General features: G+C 60.0%; 16 protein-coding genes and 2 pseudogenes. 7 read left to right on the top strand and 11 right to left on the bottom strand.

Features of this window, described 5'->3' with window-relative positions:
• Positions 1-88: 88 nt before the first annotated feature.
• Together ASR47_RS12390 and ASR47_RS12385 are read right to left on the bottom strand one after the other, a co-directional pair.
• The gene (locus ASR47_RS12390; protein ID WP_065308087.1) at positions 89-715 is read right to left on the bottom strand and encodes a glycine zipper 2TM domain-containing protein; all 627 of its coding nucleotides are present in this window, start codon (positions 713-715) and stop codon (positions 89-91) included.
• Between the two features lie 102 nt (positions 716-817).
• Positions 818-1,252: an NINE protein gene (locus ASR47_RS12385; protein ID WP_065308086.1), complete on the bottom strand. Its 435-nt coding sequence runs from the start codon at positions 1,250-1,252 to the stop codon at positions 818-820.
• A 263-nt stretch (positions 1,253-1,515) separates the two neighbouring features.
• Here ASR47_RS12385 and rpsP point away from each other — a divergent pair, with 263 nt between their 5' ends.
• The 7 genes from rpsP (at position 1,516) to ASR47_RS12355 (ending at position 6,004) form a co-directional block, all read left to right on the top strand.
• A complete protein-coding gene (gene rpsP, locus ASR47_RS26480; protein WP_076567307.1) occupies positions 1,516-1,767 on the top strand; it encodes a 30S ribosomal protein S16 in 252 nt (83 codons plus the stop codon).
• Positions 1,768-1,782: 15 nt separating this feature from the next.
• Complete coding sequence (rimM, locus tag ASR47_RS12380; protein ID WP_065308085.1) at positions 1,783-2,340, top strand: ribosome maturation factor RimM; 558 nt, start codon at positions 1,783-1,785, stop codon at positions 2,338-2,340.
• A 47-nt stretch (positions 2,341-2,387) separates the two neighbouring features.
• Positions 2,388-3,134 carry a tRNA (guanosine(37)-N1)-methyltransferase TrmD gene (trmD, locus tag ASR47_RS12375; protein WP_065308084.1) on the top strand — a complete coding sequence of 249 codons (747 nt, stop codon included), beginning with the start codon at positions 2,388-2,390 and terminating at the stop codon, positions 3,132-3,134.
• A 132-nt stretch (positions 3,135-3,266) separates the two neighbouring features.
• A complete protein-coding gene (rplS, locus tag ASR47_RS12370) occupies positions 3,267-3,650 on the top strand; it encodes a 50S ribosomal protein L19 (RefSeq protein WP_035825414.1) in 384 nt (127 codons plus the stop codon).
• A 75-nt stretch (positions 3,651-3,725) separates the two neighbouring features.
• A complete protein-coding gene (locus tag ASR47_RS12365; RefSeq protein WP_065308083.1) occupies positions 3,726-4,385 on the top strand; it encodes a CoA pyrophosphatase in 660 nt (219 codons plus the stop codon).
• 109 nt (positions 4,386-4,494) lie between these two features.
• The gene (locus ASR47_RS12360) at positions 4,495-5,454 is read left to right on the top strand and encodes a CobD/CbiB family protein (RefSeq protein WP_065308082.1); all 960 of its coding nucleotides are present in this window, start codon (positions 4,495-4,497) and stop codon (positions 5,452-5,454) included.
• Between the two features lie 214 nt (positions 5,455-5,668).
• Positions 5,669-6,004, top strand: a complete 336-nt coding sequence (locus tag ASR47_RS12355; RefSeq protein WP_065308081.1) for a DUF3579 domain-containing protein — start codon at positions 5,669-5,671, stop codon at positions 6,002-6,004.
• Positions 6,005-6,144: 140 nt separating this feature from the next.
• Here ASR47_RS12355 and ASR47_RS28345 read toward each other — a convergent pair.
• The 9 genes and pseudogenes from ASR47_RS28345 to ASR47_RS12320 all read right to left on the bottom strand — a co-directional run.
• Positions 6,145-6,306, bottom strand: a pseudogene (locus tag ASR47_RS28345) (GNAT family N-acetyltransferase); the annotation flags it as partial.
• Positions 6,307-6,316: 10 nt separating this feature from the next.
• Positions 6,317-6,611: pseudogene (locus ASR47_RS27895) on the bottom strand (UTRA domain-containing protein); the annotation flags it as partial.
• Positions 6,612-6,876: 265 nt separating this feature from the next.
• Positions 6,877-8,637, bottom strand: coding sequence for a P-loop NTPase family protein (locus ASR47_RS12350; protein WP_150127781.1), 1,761 nt, complete (start codon positions 8,635-8,637; stop codon positions 6,877-6,879).
• 221 nt (positions 8,638-8,858) lie between these two features.
• Positions 8,859-9,383: a hypothetical protein gene (locus ASR47_RS12345; protein ID WP_065308079.1), complete on the bottom strand. Its 525-nt coding sequence runs from the start codon at positions 9,381-9,383 to the stop codon at positions 8,859-8,861.
• A gap of 85 nt (positions 9,384-9,468) precedes the next feature.
• Positions 9,469-9,954 carry a DMP19 family protein gene (locus ASR47_RS12340; RefSeq protein ID WP_065308078.1) on the bottom strand — a complete coding sequence of 162 codons (486 nt, stop codon included), beginning with the start codon at positions 9,952-9,954 and terminating at the stop codon, positions 9,469-9,471.
• A gap of 3 nt (positions 9,955-9,957) precedes the next feature.
• Entirely contained in the window at positions 9,958-10,521 is a 564-nt protein-coding gene (locus ASR47_RS12335) for a metal-dependent hydrolase (protein WP_065308077.1), read from the bottom strand.
• Between the two features lie 105 nt (positions 10,522-10,626).
• Complete coding sequence (locus ASR47_RS12330; RefSeq protein ID WP_065308076.1) at positions 10,627-11,025, bottom strand: VOC family protein; 399 nt, start codon at positions 11,023-11,025, stop codon at positions 10,627-10,629.
• Positions 11,026-11,097: 72 nt separating this feature from the next.
• Positions 11,098-11,742: a hypothetical protein gene (locus ASR47_RS12325; protein WP_065308075.1), complete on the bottom strand. Its 645-nt coding sequence runs from the start codon at positions 11,740-11,742 to the stop codon at positions 11,098-11,100.
• Between the two features lie 89 nt (positions 11,743-11,831).
• Positions 11,832-13,151 carry a hypothetical protein gene (locus ASR47_RS12320; protein ID WP_065308169.1) on the bottom strand — a complete coding sequence of 440 codons (1,320 nt, stop codon included), beginning with the start codon at positions 13,149-13,151 and terminating at the stop codon, positions 11,832-11,834.
• Positions 13,152-13,302 lie beyond the last annotated feature (151 nt).

Genomic DNA, 13,302 nt, shown 5'->3' with positions numbered 1-13,302 from the left:
TGTTGAATCTGGAAAATGGCAGGCCGGAGGCCCGAGTGCCTTGATTCAGGACTCGGGCTTGTTGTTACCTTTGCAGCTGGGCTAGTTCTTAACGGCGGGTGATGCCGTTGCCGGAATTGCGCACCAGGTCGCCCGACTGCAAGCCTGGATCCTGGTCAAACGCGAAATCGGCGCGGGCGCCGGTTTCGTATTGCACCGTCACGGTCCATACCTTGGAATTTTTCACGTGGCCTTCGACCTGCTTGCCTGCGTAAGCGCCGCCGGCGGCGCCAGCCAGGGTGGCCAGGTCCTTGCCGCGGCCGCTACCGACCTGGCGTCCCAGCAGGGCGCCGGCCACGCCGCCGCCGATCATGCCCAGCGCGCCGCCTTCACCTGCTTTCTCGGTGACATTGACTGATAATACTTTGCCGCAATCGGCGCAAATCTGTTGCTGCTGTTTGGCAGGCTGGCTGGCGTAGGAATTGCCGGCTTTTTGCGCAGCCTTGGCGTTGATGATGGCCTGGTCGTATTCGGACTTGGCGTCGCGCAGGCACTGCATGCGTGCTTTCGACGAGGTTTCCTCGGCGCACAGTTTTTTGTCATCCGCATAGCGGGTATTGGCTTGCTTGCTGTCGTAGGCGTATTGCGCCTTCGGCGACAGATTGTTCTGGGCAAAGGCGGGCGTGCTGAACAGGCCGGCCAGCGCCAGGGTGATAATAATAGGGCGACGAATCATGATCTTCTCCAGTAAGCAACCAGCGAGGCTGGTAATCACCGCAGTATAGAGGAAAAGCATAATTGCTTGCCAACACAGTCGTGCGCGGGTTTGGCCAGCCTGTCAGCCGTAGGCGCCGCCCGTATACAAAAGGTCGAACAAGCGCGCCATGGTGGCGATCAACGTGCCCGCGCCCAGCATCAGGGTGGCGACCAATACCACGGCCAGCGGCCAGCCCGTGTCCGAGGTCCGGCCGGAGCCGGCGTTATAGCGGCCGTCCCATTTTTCATCAGGCATCAAGCCCAGCACCAGCGCTTCGAGGAAACCGACCAGGGCGGAAACGGTCAAGGGCAGCAGCTGGTAGAACCAGTCGGCGTCGGGAAACAGCTGGCGCAGCGCCAGGCTGGCAGGCAGGGTGGCGGCGTGCATCCAGCCCCAGCGGTCAGCGGCGCCGTGCAGGTAGAAGCGGTGCGCGCCCAGCATGCCCAGCAGGAAGGCCAGCAGTGAGGTAACAGCCTTGTTCTTGTGCGAGTGTTGCAAGATCGTCGTGGTGGTCATGGCGTTCCGGTTGCGCAGCGGTAAGGAAGGTCAGTATCGGTCAAAGCGGGTCGTTTGTGGTGATTAAAACAGTCTTGCGGTGTGGCGCGACGGGTCAGCGACGGGCCATAAGCGCACGCGCCTATTGCGTCTTTGGCGCTGACTGGTCATAATGTTTGATTAGCCCAAATTACACGCCCGTCATCATAACGCTTGCTGCATGGCGGTAAAGCGCGCTATAATTTGCGGCTTTTTCCGCCTCAGCACACTTATTTGGAATTATTATGGTCGTTATTCGTTTAGCTCGTGGAGGCGCCAAGAAGCGCCCGTTCTTCAACATCGTCGCTACTGACTCGCGCAATCGCCGCGATGGTCGCTTCATTGAGCGTATCGGTTTTTACAACCCGATGGCGCAAGGTGGCGAAGTTCCACTGCGTATCACCGCAGACCGTCTGGCCTACTGGCAAGGCGTTGGCGCACAATTGTCGCCAACCGTCGCTCGCCTGGTTGCCAGCAACGGCAAAGCAGCAGCTTAATATCAGATCACTGGTTTGACGGTCAAGACTGCATCCGGGGTGAAAGTCCCCGATGACCTGGTACAGGTAGGCTATGTCTCCGGTGCCTATGGCATCGCTGGCGGAATCAGGGTCACTCCTTTCTCCGACGACGCGGATGCATTGTTAAGCGTTAAAACCTGGTGGCTTGATAAACCGAGCTTGCATGACGTTCAAGTCAGGCAGGCGAAGTTACACGGCGGCGACGTCGTGGCCCAGCTGGTGGGTGTGGTCGGGCGGGATGCCGCGGAAGCGCTGAAAGGCGTTGCCGTGCAAATTCCGCGTAGCCATTTCCCGACGCTGGATGCCGATGAGTTTTACTGGTCCGATCTGATCGGGCTGACAGTAGAGAATTTGCAAGGCCAGTGCCTCGGCACAGTGCACGACATGATGAGCAACGGTCCGCAGTCGATTCTGCGCGTCACGCCTGTCGCCACTGCCGATGAGTCCGTTGAAAAGGCGCCCGAGCGCCTGATCCCGTTTGTCGGCCAGTTTGTCATCAATGTTGACAAGACCGCCGGCAAGATCACGGTGGACTGGGGCCTTGATTATTAAGCCGGCTGCGCTGATTGCGCCGGGCAGACTTTCAGGATGGGGCGGCGATGCAATTTGATGTCGTGACCCTGTTCCCGGAAATGTTTGCCGCGCTGACGCAGTCGGGTGTCACCCGGCGCGCCTTCGAGCAGCAAAGATGTGGCTTGTCCTTGTGGAATCCGCGTGATTTCACGACCGACAATCACCGTACCGTGGATGACCGCCCGTATGGCGGCGGCCCCGGCATGGTGATGATGGCCAGGCCGCTCGAAGCGACCATCAACGCCGCAAAGCAGCGCCAGCAAGACCTCGGTCTTGCCGCGCCGCGCGTGGTGTTCATGTCGCCGCAAGGCCGCGCCCTGACGCATGAGCGTGTCACGCAACTGAAAGCCGAACCTGGTTTGGTGATACTGTGTGGCCGCTATGAAGCCGTGGACCAGCGTTTGCTGGACCGTTGCGTCGACGAGGAAATCAGCGTCGGCGACTTCGTGCTGTCGGGCGGCGAGTTGCCCGCCATGGCGCTGATGGACGCGGTGATCCGGCTGTTGCCCGGTGTGTTGAACACCGAGGCGTCGGCGGTCGAAGACAGTTTTGTCAACGGCTTGCTCGATTCGCCGCACTATACGCGGCCGGAAACGTATGAAGGTGTGGCCGTGCCGCCCGTCCTGATGGGGGGCAACCATGCCGAGATCGTCAAGTGGCGCCGCCAGCGCATGCTGGAAGCGACCGCGAAAAAGCGCCCCGATCTGTTGATCAGCGCGCGTGCCGCCGGCTTGCTCAGCAAGACCGACGAACAATTCCTGGCCAGCCTGTAAGCCTTCTCCGGAAGGCCGCAGGCTGGCCCGTAGTGCCGGGCATGTTGCCCTTTTGTGTCTTACCCATCCTCTACCGGGCGGATAGCCAGCTATCCACAGTGCGCCGGCATGATGGTTTTCGGAGTGTTAAAAATGGATCTGATTCAACAATTAGAGCAAGAAGAGATCGCCCGTCTGGGTAAATCGATTCCTGACTTCGCACCAGGCGATACCGTGATCGTCAGCGTCAACGTGGTCGAAGGTACGCGCAAGCGCGCCCAGGCATACGAAGGCGTCGTTATCTCCCGTCGTAACCGTGGCCTGAACTCGAACTTCATCGTTCGCAAGATCTCGTCCGGCGAAGGCGTCGAGCGTACGTTCCAGCTGTACTCGCCGCTGATCGCTTCGATCGAAGTGAAACGCCGTGGTGATGTTCGCCGCGCCAAGCTGTACTATCTGCGTGAGCGTTCGGGCAAATCGGCGCGTATCAAGGAAAAACTGCCAAACCGCCGCGTTGTGGCGAAAGCAAGCGCTTAATACTAGCGTCTGTTTTGGTAAAGAGGGGTGCCATCAGGTGCCCCTTTTTCGTTTCTGGAGCTGGAGGCTGTTAGCATGGCAACAATCGCGTTTGATCCGAAAAAGCTGGCCGTCGATTCGATTGCCGGCGAAGCCGCGCTCGATGCGGCGCGCATGACACCCGAGGCCTTGCGCCAGCGCCTGCTGTCGCCGCCCGACTGGCAGCCCGAGATCACCCAGGATTTTTTGTCGGCCCGCGCCGAACCGGTGCCGGCCGCCGTGCTGATCCCGCTGGTGCAGCGCCCGGCAGGCCTGACCATCCTGCTGACCATGCGCACCGATCACCTGAGCAGCCATGCCGGCCAGGTCAGCTTTCCCGGCGGGCGCAGCGAAGTCTATGACGTCTCGGCAGTGGCCACGGCGCTGCGCGAAACGGAAGAAGAAGTGGGCCTGGCGCGCGCTCACGTGGAAGTGCTGGGCCAGCTGCCCGATTACCTGACCGGCACCGGCTATCGCGTCACGCCGGTGGTGGGGCTGGTCACGCCGCCGTTCGAGCTGCGCGCCGATCCGGCGGAAGTGGCGGAAGTGTTCGAAGTGCCGCTGGCCTTTCTGATGGACGGTGTCAATCACCAGCGCCTGTCGGTGGAATTGCCTGGCGGGCGCCGCTCGTTCTACGCCATGCCCTACGAGCGATTTTACATTTGGGGCGCCACCGCCGGCATGCTGCGTAACCTCTTTCACCTGTTGCGCGCGTAGACAACTGTCCGAATATCAGCTTCAATTGTAATAAGTTTGATTCCAGCACTGCACTGCGTTATCGTAGCGGGCATTGCGGTATTGCTGTAAAAGACAAAAAGGACCATCGATGACATTTTTCTCCATACTTTGCGCACTACTGATCGAGCAGCTCAAGCCTTTGCGCGCGGACAATATCATCTACGCCGAAATCAAGAGCATGGCGATGCGCATGGAGACCTGGTTCAACGCTGGCCACGCCAGCCACGGCCGCATCGGCTGGTTCCTGATGATGGGCTTGCTGATGATCCCCACGGCCGGCGTCTACTGGGTATTGAAATACTACGAGCTGACCCTGGTGATGTTTGCCTGGAACGTGCTGATCGTCTACCTGACGCTCGGTTTTCGCCACTACAGCCATTACTTCACGTCGATACAGCTGGCCCTGAGCGCCGGTGACGAGCCGGCCGCGCGCGCGCTGCTGGCCGACTGGACCAAGCTCGATACGGCCGGCATGGATGCCGGCGAAATCTCGCGCATCGCCGTCGAACGCGCCCTGATTACCACCCATCGCAATGTGTTCGGCGTGTTTTTCTGGTTCATGATGCCGGTCGGGCCTGCCTGCGCCGTGATGTACCGCGTGGCCGAATACCTGGCGCGCGCCTGGAACGAACCCGAACACATGCGCAATGAAGCGTTCGGCCAGTTCGCCGCGCGCGCCTTTTACTGGATCGACTGGATACCGGCGCGCCTGACGGCGGTCGCCTTTGCCGTGGTCGGCAACTTCGAGGACGCCATCTACGCCTGGCGCAATTTCGCCCACCGCTGGCATGACGAAGCGATCGGCATCATTTTGACGGCCGGCGGCGGCGCCATGGGCGTACGGCTGGGCACGCCAGCGGAAACCGCGGCGCGCGTGGTCATCACGCCCGACATGGCGGTCGACGACAGCGACAGCGAAAGCGATATCCTGCCTGGCGAAGAGCCGGGCGCGCGCGCGCTGCAAAGCACGGTCGGCCTGGTCTGGCGCGCCTTGCTGCTGTGGATGCTGTTGCTGCTGCTGTTGTCGGGCGCCGTCCTCCTCGGCTGATGCGCAGCATGCGGCAAGTGCAATTCGATTAGAATAAGGGGCTGGCGCAGCGGATGTGCCGGCCCTTTTTGCATGCGGCCGTCAAGGCGCCGCAGATCGCGCTAGAACCCAAGTCTTCTATAAGATATAATACTGACTGTCCGCAAGACGCACTGAACTACCAGCCCGGCTTACCCGCCGGGGCCATTCACGCAATCCAGTCCCGACAAGCCACATGGCCGAGTTATCTCAAAACAAAGGAGAGCTCTCAGACGAGTTCTTCATCCTTGGTCTCACCAGCAATGGCAAGCAATTTCGCCCCAGTGATTGGGCCGAACGCCTGTGCGGAGTGATGTCCTGTTTCAACCCCGAGGGTGGTGGGCGCAATGCGCACCTGCAATACTCTCCCTACGTGCGCCCGACCATCGTCAATGGCGTCAAGTCGGTGGTGGTCAACAGCAAGCTGCGCGAGATCGAACCGATGGCCTTCCACTTCGTGCGCGAGTTTGCCAAGGACAACGACCTGCAGATCGTCGAAGCGTGCTTCCTGCCGCCCAAAGACGGCAAGTAAGCACTTCCTGCCGCCGTCAGCGCCGCGCCAGGTGTGCTACAGGCCGGCGCCCTGCGCCACGCGCGCAGCGAGCCCTCGCGTTCAAATCCCGCTTTCTCCAGTACCCGTATCGACGCCGCATTCGTGTCGAGCACCACCGCCTGCACCCGCAGCCAGTGCTGCGCCTGCAGCGCCCAGTCGCTGGCCTCCAGGCATAGCGTCGTGGCGATCCCGCGGCCCCACCACGCCGGCGCCAGGTCATACGCAAGCTCGGCCTGGCCATGCTGCGGCGAGCGGTGATTGAAACCCTGGGTGCCAACCAGTCGTCCGGTGGCGCTGCAAGGCCCGCACCGGGCGGTTGCCGGCCTGTTCCAGACAGATCGACCGACGCCAGCGACGGCAGGCAGCCGGCCGCGATGGTGGCGTATTCCAGGCACATCGGCAACTCGTCCGCATAGCCGATGCGCTGAAAGCGGTACACGGGCGCGCCCGGCCGCAAGCGTAGCCGCAGTGCTTCTTCCGGCGTGACCGTGCCTTCCGAACGCTTGAGCCAAACGCTGCGCGGCGTGCGCCCGCGTGTGCGCATGTCTTCCTAAAACGAGATCAGCTTGGCGAAGTTCTTGGCTATGTCACCATCAACAGCGGGCCGGAAACGCGAGCCCGAGAAAATGCCGATGGCCGCGTTGCAGCTCCTCGCCGTACATGCGTACTGTCTTCGTCGCCGCGCCTTGCCCTCGACATTTTTCAGGCCCGCTTGGCCCGGAGAGCCTTTGCTGTTGACTTTGCTCGTGACAGATTTTGCTGGTTCGCGCATGAAGCAGGAAAGCGCCATGGCCCATCGTTGAATGGTAGCTTCCGCCCCAAAGCGGACTGTTCCCAAGGTGAGCCCCAGCCTATCTGGTTGCTTCATTAACTGCTGTCGTGTCGGCGGCCGGTTGCCCCACATTGAGGTCGGTATCAAGCTTCGCCTCTTTGAACAAATCCTCGATCAGGCTCGCCCAGCGCGTTCCGGCGCGTTCGACTTGAATTCTCTTGCATGCTTCAAGGAAGTGCTGAGGGCCAGAACCGAAGTGCCGCGCGTAAGTGCCACGGTTGGCGTACATGTCGAGGTTCTTGAGCATGAACACCTTGAGCTGTTGGCCACGGATGCTCAAGACTGTGCGCGTGAAGTCGTCCACGGTCGCTGCCTGCATGACTGCCTCATCGGAATGGTTCCATCCGTCACTATTGGCAAGGTACAGGCATACGTCCAACAGGGTTCTAGGCTGCTCGACGCGAACGCGCGCCTCTGCGAAAGCGGCCACGATCGAAGGGTGCAATGCGCGTCCCGTCCAGTTATCGAGTACGAATTCTCTGGGATTCGCGCCAGGCGCCGCTGCCATCTCCCGCAGTTGATCGACCCACAAGGATACCATCTGTTCAGCAATCGCCGCCCCTCCCTGCAATTCGACTAGGTAATAATGCAGTGAGCTGACGCTATAGCAGTCCACATGCGGCACATCGGCGAGCAATACACCCGCTGCCTCCACGATCTGCGCGGGCATTAGTTCAGGATCCCATATCGTGGTTTGGAAGAACTCGCGCACGCGTGCCTCTGCTCCGGCGCGTTGCCGCTCCCGATAATAGCGACCGACGATCGCATCGACTGCCGAACGGTCAACAAGGCCGGCGTTCAGGTAGTCGGACACAAGCTTTTCGTATTCGTCGGAGTACGCGATGCCGAGGCGATTAAGCAGGAGCATCCATCGCGCATGTAGCTTGTCTTCATCGCTTGCTTCCTCGCCACGGCGCTCGCGCTCGTGTCGTGCGATTTGGCGGCCCACATTAGACTCGGAGTCGAGAACGAAGGCCATGGTCGGGCCGTCCTCGATCCCCTTGTAATGGATGGCGGAAAGCAGTACCGTGGAGGGAATGACGCGGTCCAGGACGTCATCCGGAAGCGTCAAATGCGCGGCAAGGATTTTATTTGCCGCGCGGATGACCTTGCGAATGATCCTGATGTTGCTGATGCCGCAGGCTTCGACCGCCGGTTTGATCTTTGCTGCGAACGGGCTCTGCGAGAGCTGGATGGCGATGTCGAAGGCCTCGGCCGCCGTCGTGTCCAGCCGCAACTCTTCATCAATGACCTTCTCTCTGAATTTCTCCCAGACAGTCCTGTCGGCGAGCTGGTCGGTGTTCAGTATCAGCAGGATCCTGCAGCCGTAGTTCCGTGTGAAGTCGTCGATGAAGCCCAAGACTTCGTCGATTGTCAGTTTCTCATGTTTGCGCTCGATGTCATCGACTACGATGAACTTCTCTCGCACCATGGCTGGGACGGCAAGCAGGGCGAATTCGTCCAGGGCTGTGCCGAGTTTGAAAAAGCCCTGTGCACCGTTCTTTATGGCGCTAATCGCGCCCCTAACCGCATCTGCCTGAGGACCGCTCTTTTTGATCATTGGCACCGCTGATTGGGCAAGCTTCAGCTTCAACTCGGTGATCGTGGCGACGCCAAACAAGGAAACGTACAGTGCCCCCTGTATATGGCTATCCGTTGACGCTTTGCGGAGGCTGTCCCACATGTGGCTCTTGCCCGTGCCCCATTTTCCAGACAGTGCCATGACTCTGACCTCGCGGTCGGCGATAAGATCTTGTAGGTTCCCTTTTGCTCTCAACATGCTCATATGGTGCAGTTCAATCGTGTAAATATTCCAAATGTCACGCTTGTGTGACGACTGTTGGTGCGGGTGGCCGCTTCTGGCCGAATCTGACCGTTCGGCCCAGCATAGCAGGTGGTCAGGATGCAAATCTAGCGGCTGCATCTGCAGGCTGGATTCGCCCCTAATCGGACGGTTACGCGCTATTGCACGTCAGGTGCGAAAACGTATTCAACCGCTGTCTACATGGTTTTACGGAGAATAGGGCTGTTGCAGTGCGGGTTTGATTGAGAGATGTTCGCTTGCACTGCCCATTGCACTAACTGCGAAGCGAAATTGCCTCCGACGGTTATCGGTTTTGCGTCAAATGTTCCGTGTCGTCGTAGTGAATCGCTGTATTGGCGGTCGAGAAGAAGCGAGTGCTTGCTGCCGTCCTCTTTTTCAAAGTACAAGGCATAGCGCGGTTCAATCATCTGGACGATGGACTCATTCTCAAATTGCTCAGACCCGAGCAGACGTCGCAGTGCCAGCATCGCGGCGGGATCGCGGCTTTCATATGTGCATCCCGTCTGTGCCAGTCGCGTCTCATCAAGCCGTGATCGGAACATGGTCGCGTCCTCTACATACACCAGCTTTGCTTGGGTAATAGCGGTCCCTATAGTCGGGCTGCTGGCACACGCTGCCAGGGCTGTCGCGAACGCAAGCGAAACGGCAAGCCGAAGGGCCGCGCGACATTGGGTTGAATCAGCAGGAGTTTTGGTATTCATATTTTCTTTCTAACGGCAGCATCGGGCTGCATTCGGCCCCAAGGCAACCACTGACGGTACCCTCAGCCAACAGCGGGGCCGGCAGTCATTTTGGTATATGACTACGTGCTTCGAGAAAGGCCGCCAGCAGCGCAGAAATGTCGTCCGGGTAGGATTGGAACGCCCGCGTAAGCTCGTCCCAACGGTGCGGCTCGCTGCCGTTCGTCGCCATCGCGAGCAACTGAGCTTCGCGCTCGTCAGGGTTGCGTGCGGGGCCGTTTGGCCCAAACAGCTTGTTTGCGTCATCGGCAATTTGTGCCATGTGATGAGCGCCGATTCTCCGTAGCGCCACCGGCGCATGGAAGGCAAGATCGCCTGAACTATTAAAATAGTATTGGTCGAAGCCGCCGTTATTGACGTCGCCTTCCAGGCCCCAGATCGTGACCAAAATCTTGTCAGCTTCATCGAGCTGATCGAAGTTACTGCCGCTGTAACGACTGCACGCGCGATCAAAGGCTTCATCAAGAAACTTCATCAATTCTCTCTGTGGATAAGGAATGTCCGCGCCTGGCCGTGCGGCGATATCGCGCATGGCTCATGAGACGGGACCCTGTGGCGTTCTGCATTCTGACGCATAAAAAATCCGCCTCCAGGCAACAATAATGACGGCGGCGATGGCCGACGGTATCCATATCCACTGAAGCTCGGACAGAAGAACCCGGACGCCGGTGGCACTGAAAAACCGTCGAATACCGATAGGACTTACTTCTATGACGCGTAGCGGGAAAAACAATCGTTCATTTGAAAACGGCCAAATCAAGGCGACACCGAGTCCACCGTTTGTCAGCATATCGAGTAAGGGGTGCGAAGCGGTGGCAAAAAACATGAACAAACATGCGTGCTTGCGCGATGCAGCCAGTTGCCTGGCAAAAATCCAGGCAAGCGTGGCGAGCAGCAGCGCAAATGCCAGGGAATGCGTGATGCCCCGGTGTCCCAGCTGGTGGGCATAGGGAACGCCGAAGTGAAATGCGAGGACGTCTGCGTCAGGAAGCATCGCGGCAATCATGCCGATCACAAGCAGGCGACCCGGAATCGCTTTGCTGCCCAGGGCAAGGCCGACTGCGAGTGGAACAACAGCATGCGAAATTATTGATGGCATAAAATCTCCGTGAACTGAACCAGCAAACTGACACGCTCCCTGCGCTTCCGGCCGCTACCAGCTTGCTTCTTTTGGCCGGCAATCGACAGAAGCTTTCACCTCCTGTCAGCCGGCACCAGCGCGGTGGCAGACGGCTTCAATGCGGTTGCCGTCGGGATCGAACAGGAAGGCGGCATAATAGTTGGCGTGATAGTCGCGCAGGCCGGGTTCGCCCAGGTCGAGGCCGCCGTGTGCCAGGCCGGCTCGCCAAAATGCCTGCACGGCGGCGCGCGACGGCGCCTTGAAGCAATAGTGGCGGCGCGGCGCGTCGTCAGGAGCGGGGCCGAGACGCACGGAAAAATAGCTGCGCCCGGGATAGTCGGCATCGCTGCGCTCGCCATAGCCTATCCAGGCGTCGGCATGGTCGCTGCCCACCTTGGGCACATCGAGCGCGGCGAAGATGGCGTCATAGAAGCGCTCCGCGCGCTCCAGGTCTACAACGGTCAGGGAAACGTGGTCGAGCATATCGAGTCCATTTGTAATCGAACACCCTTATAGCATGTTGCGGTAATGGCAGCTGCAAGCTTTGGCCGCGACTCATTCTTTGCTGTAAAGACCGGCCACATGCAAGGAATGGAATGAGACGAGATCGCCGTGCCTGGCCGCTGCATGATGCGGATGGTTGTCGATTCTGCCGAGATAGCCATCGTTTTGCTGGTCGATCGCCGTCACTTCCACCCACAACCGTTCGCACTGGTCATCGCCTCGGTCGGCCTCTTCCGGGGCGAAGCGGAAAACGATTTTCACGTGGCAGGCGATGCCGAGATGCTCGCGCACTTCGGCGGGCGGCGGCTGTATGTCCGTCAGATACCGGGCAAGCCAGACGGCATCTTCCAGGTAATAGCCATGGTCTGCGAATGTGGGAAACGGATGGTCCTTGAATCGATCCCAGTTTCTCGCGCCGTCGTTCCACTGCGCCCGCCATCCGTACGGCAAGTCGTGCAGGTCCGTGAGCAGGTCGTGATGCTTGACCATCTCCGCCAGGCTGACTATCTGGACCGAACTCGCCGTGTCGTCATGGGACGCGCCATGGAATTGCCAGTCCCCATCGTAATCATGGTACACCTGCTGGACCGGCGCACCGTTCATTACATCCGTCGTCGCGTAGCAGGCGGTATCGGGAGCGTCAGGAAATTGCCAGGCAGCGGTCAGCTTGTCTTCGGAATGAGTCGGGTTGATCATTTTTATGGGGTGCCGCATGAATAAAGAGGCATGAAAAAAGCGGCGCCGGTGTTGACCGGGGCCGCTTTGTTGTCGGTGATGGCTGAAACTTACTGGGCCGCAGGGGCTGCCGCCGGTGCCGCCGCTGCCGTGGCAGGACGGTTCAGCCACAGGATCCAGTAGCGGGCCAGGTCGCCCACGCCTTCGCCGCCCTTGACCGTTTCCAGCACCTTGATCGCTTCGTCTTTCTTGCCAGCCATGGCCAGCGAATAGCCGAGGCGCAGCTTGGCGTCTTCGGGGCGTTTCAGGCCGCCCTTGGCGATGCCTTTCTGAATCAGGTCGATGCCTTTGTCGAACTGGTCCATCGTCACGTAGGCGTAGCCCAGGTTGACCAGGCCGGTACCGTCCTTGCTCTTGTTGGCCGACGCTTCGCCGGTGGCGATGGTTTTCGCATCGTCGGCGGCAGCCTTGTTGGCCTGGTCGCGCAGTTTCTTGTGCTTGGCCGCGTTGGCGCCCTTGCCCAGCACGCCCTTGGCGTAGCCGTCGTCGAGCACTTTTTTCGCTTCCGTCGGGAAGGCGTCGGTCAGGGCGATTTCGGCCATGTCGCTGTAGTCTTCAGGCGACATGGTGCCGACGGCCTTGTATTGCAGGCGCAGCACGTCGAGCGCGAAGCGGTCGGAATAGCCGGCCTTGCCCTGCGTGCGGCCCAGCAGGTCGGTCCAGTAGTCGTCCGACGGGTAGTAGCGCACCAGGTTTTCCATGGCGATCAGGTAGGTGGCCGGATCTTTGCTTTTCGAACCCGTATTGGCCAGCAATTGCAGTTCTTCCAGGGTCGGCGCCTGGCCGGCCTGCTGCTTGGCGGTCAGGTCGGCCATCAGTTCCTGCTTGGCGCGCGCGAAATCGTTATTGAAGTAGTAGGCGCGGATGATGTAGGGGCGCACGGTGGCCACGTCGCCGGTTTCCGTCTGGTAGCGGGTGAACCACTTGATCGCGTTCGCATAATCCTTGGCGTTGTAGTGGTAGTTGGCCAGCGCCTGGATGAAGTCGCCCATCGATTTTTTGTCGAGCTTGCCTGATTCGATCACCGCTTCGAGCGCCGGCATGGCCATCGCCGCGTTGTTGGTGGTCGAGGCCAGCGCCACGCGCAGGCGGTTGATGACGAAGGTTTCGTATGGCGTCAGGGCTGGAATGGCCGCTGCCTGGTCGATCCGGCTTTGCACGTCGGCGTAGTTCTTGGCGTCCATCGATGCCTTGACGGCCGTCGGATCGAGCAGCTTGAAGATTTCAGGGCGCACGGTATCGGCTGGCGCGGCGGCAGGCGTACCTGCGGCGGCTGGCTTGGCATCCTGGGCGTGCGACAGGGCAGGCAGGACATTGAGGCCGATGGCGGCCAGGAGCAGGCTGATACGGGCGAGACGGAAATTGGACATGGTCAATCCTTCAATCAATAACAAAAAGACGCTCCGGCACGCTCTGCCGCGGATCGCGCGGCGGCTGTGCTTGGGGGCAGGGATATTTGCGAAAAACAGGCATTCTGCCACTCCGCAGGCGCGGGGCCAAGAGGGGCAGCATGATCAACAT

Origin of the sequence: Janthinobacterium psychrotolerans, assembly GCF_001677885.1 — a bacterium.
In the GTDB taxonomy this organism is placed as follows: domain Bacteria; phylum Pseudomonadota; class Gammaproteobacteria; order Burkholderiales; family Burkholderiaceae_D; genus Janthinobacterium; species Janthinobacterium psychrotolerans.
This window is presented reverse-complemented; position numbering and strand designations above follow the sequence as displayed.

Bases quoted from the DNA above. Each gene is read 5' to 3' on its own strand.
- ASR47_RS12390 (WP_065308087.1), bottom strand. From the start codon at position 715: ATGATTCGTCGCCCTATTATTATCACCCTGGCGCTGGCCGGCCTGTTC.
- ASR47_RS12385 (WP_065308086.1), bottom strand. From the start codon at position 1,252: ATGACCACCACGACGATCTTGCAACACTCGCACAAGAACAAGGCTGTT.
- rpsP (WP_076567307.1), top strand. From the start codon at position 1,516: ATGGTCGTTATTCGTTTAGCTCGTGGAGGCGCCAAGAAGCGCCCGTTC.
- trmD (WP_065308084.1), top strand. From the start codon at position 2,388: ATGCAATTTGATGTCGTGACCCTGTTCCCGGAAATGTTTGCCGCGCTG.
- rplS (WP_035825414.1), top strand. From the start codon at position 3,267: ATGGATCTGATTCAACAATTAGAGCAAGAAGAGATCGCCCGTCTGGGT.
- ASR47_RS12365 (WP_065308083.1), top strand. From the start codon at position 3,726: ATGGCAACAATCGCGTTTGATCCGAAAAAGCTGGCCGTCGATTCGATT.
- ASR47_RS12360 (WP_065308082.1), top strand. From the start codon at position 4,495: ATGACATTTTTCTCCATACTTTGCGCACTACTGATCGAGCAGCTCAAG.
- ASR47_RS12355 (WP_065308081.1), top strand. From the start codon at position 5,669: ATGGCCGAGTTATCTCAAAACAAAGGAGAGCTCTCAGACGAGTTCTTC.
- ASR47_RS12350 (WP_150127781.1), bottom strand. From the start codon at position 8,637: ATGTTGAGAGCAAAAGGGAACCTACAAGATCTTATCGCCGACCGCGAG.
- ASR47_RS12345 (WP_065308079.1), bottom strand. From the start codon at position 9,383: ATGAATACCAAAACTCCTGCTGATTCAACCCAATGTCGCGCGGCCCTT.
- ASR47_RS12340 (WP_065308078.1), bottom strand. From the start codon at position 9,954: ATGCGCGATATCGCCGCACGGCCAGGCGCGGACATTCCTTATCCACAG.
- ASR47_RS12335 (WP_065308077.1), bottom strand. From the start codon at position 10,521: ATGCCATCAATAATTTCGCATGCTGTTGTTCCACTCGCAGTCGGCCTT.
- ASR47_RS12330 (WP_065308076.1), bottom strand. From the start codon at position 11,025: ATGCTCGACCACGTTTCCCTGACCGTTGTAGACCTGGAGCGCGCGGAG.
- ASR47_RS12325 (WP_065308075.1), bottom strand. From the start codon at position 11,742: ATGATCAACCCGACTCATTCCGAAGACAAGCTGACCGCTGCCTGGCAA.
- ASR47_RS12320 (WP_065308169.1), bottom strand. From the start codon at position 13,151: ATGTCCAATTTCCGTCTCGCCCGTATCAGCCTGCTCCTGGCCGCCATC.